Raw genomic sequence first — 1,786 nt, forward strand, 5'->3', positions numbered from 1 at the left:
CCTTCGCCGACGGCGGCCAGGCCACCGCCGGCTCCGGCGGCGCGGTCAGCGGCACCACCGTGTCGAAAAGCAGCGTCGGCACGGTCTCCGGTGTGGCGGCGGCCGTGTCCCCGGCGATCGTCGAGATCAGCGCGACGTCCTCGGCGGGAGAGGCCACCGGCTCCGGTGTCGTCATCACCGCGGACGGCGAGATCGTCACCAACAACCACGTCGTCTCCGGTGCCTCGCAGATCGAGGTGTCGCTCAGCACCGGCAAGACGTACACCGCCGATGTGGTCGGCACCGACGCCGACAAGGACCTGGCCCTCGTCAAGCTCCAGGGGGCGAGCGGGCTGAAGACGGCCGTACTCGGCGACTCCTCCTCGGTGAAGGTCGGCGACGAGGTCGTGGCGATCGGCTCGCCCGAAGGCCTCACCGGCACCGTCACCAGCGGAATCGTCTCCGCGCTGGACCGGGACGTCACCGTCGCCAAGGACGACGACCAGGGGCAGCAACGGCAACAGGGCGGCGAGAGCTGGCCGTTCGAGTTCGGCGGGCGGCAGTTCAACGGAGACACCGGCACGTCCAAGACCACGTACAAGGCCATCCAGACCGACGCCTCGCTCAACCCCGGGAACTCCGGGGGCGCCCTCATCAACATGAACGGCGAGATCATCGGCATCAACTCGGCGATGTACTCCCCGAGTTCGTCCGACGCCTCGGCCGGCAGCTCCTCGGCGGGCAGCGTGGGCCTCGGCTTCGCCATTCCCGTCGACACCGTCAAGGCCGACCTGGACGCCCTGCGCGCCGGTGACGGCTCCTGACCCGGAGGACCGCATGAACCCCGCCACCGACACCGGGCCCTCCGGCCTGGCCCTCCCCCTCGCCCTGGCGGCCGAACTGGCCGCCCCCGCCCCCGGCACCGGCCGCTCGCCCGAGGTCCGCAGCGGCCGGAACGGCGGCCGGGGCTCCCGCGAACGACGTGCCGCGCGCCTCCGCGCCGCACGCGTGGGACGCTGAGGGCCCGGCAGAACAGCCCCACGAGAAGAGGACCAGGAAGTGATGAGCCCCGCGGAGGACGATCCCCAGCGTGTCCTGATCGTCGACGACGAACCCGCCGTACGCGAGGCCCTGCAGCGCAGCCTCGCCTTCGAGGGCTACGGAACCGAGGTCGCCGTGGACGGGTACGACGCCCTGGCCAAGGTGGAGACGTACAGTCCCGACCTGATCGTCCTGGACATCCAGATGCCCCGCATGGACGGCCTCACCGCCGCCCGGCGCATCCGCTCCACCGGCTCGACCACGCCCATCCTCATGCTCACCGCCCGCGACACCGTGGGCGACCGGGTCACCGGCCTCGACGCGGGCGCCGACGACTACCTGGTCAAACCCTTCGAACTGGACGAGCTCTTCGCCCGCATCCGGGCCCTGCTGCGCCGGAGCTCGTACGCGGTCGCGGCGGGCGGCACCCCCGACGACCACGTGCTGTCCTTCGCGGACCTGCGCATGGACCTGAACACCCGCGAGGTCACCCGCTCCACCCGCCGGGTCGAGCTGACCCGCACCGAGTTCACCCTGCTGGAGATGTTCCTGGCCCACCCCCGGCAGGTCCTCACCCGGGAGCAGATCCTCAAGGCCGTCTGGGGCTTCGACTTCGAGCCCAGCTCCAACTCCCTGGACGTGTACGTGATGTACCTGCGCCGCAAGACGGAGGCCGGCGGCGAGCCCCGCCTCGTGCACACCGTGCGGGGCGTCGGCTACGCGCTGCGGTCCGGCGGCGGTGACGGGTGACCGGTCTGCCGCGGCG

At 71.8% G+C, this 1,786-nt stretch carries 3 protein-coding genes; all 3 read left to right on the forward strand.

Annotated features, from left to right (window positions below; translation table 11 throughout):
* A partial coding sequence (locus tag IH13_RS0117765) for a S1C family serine protease (protein WP_031085593.1) occupies positions 1-803 on the forward strand: 803 nt, incomplete at its 5' end.
* 13 nt (positions 804-816) lie between these two features.
* Positions 817-999, forward strand: coding sequence for a hypothetical protein (locus IH13_RS0117770; protein WP_031085596.1), 183 nt, complete (start codon positions 817-819; stop codon positions 997-999).
* Positions 1,000-1,041: 42 nt separating this feature from the next.
* Positions 1,042-1,770 carry a response regulator transcription factor gene (locus tag IH13_RS0117775; protein WP_031085597.1) on the forward strand — a complete coding sequence of 243 codons (729 nt, stop codon included), beginning with the start codon at positions 1,042-1,044 and terminating at the stop codon, positions 1,768-1,770.
* Positions 1,771-1,786: the final 16 nt, after the last annotated feature.

Origin of the sequence: Streptomyces sp. NRRL WC-3549 (genome assembly GCF_000721935.1) — a bacterium.
In the GTDB taxonomy this organism is placed as follows: domain Bacteria; phylum Actinomycetota; class Actinomycetes; order Streptomycetales; family Streptomycetaceae; genus Streptomyces.

Excerpts from the sequence above, each read along its gene's own strand:
- IH13_RS0117770 (WP_031085596.1), top strand. The coding sequence starts at position 817 with ATGAACCCCGCCACCGACACCGGGCCCTCCGGCCTGGCCCTCCCCCTC.
- IH13_RS0117775 (WP_031085597.1), top strand. The coding sequence starts at position 1,042 with ATGAGCCCCGCGGAGGACGATCCCCAGCGTGTCCTGATCGTCGACGAC.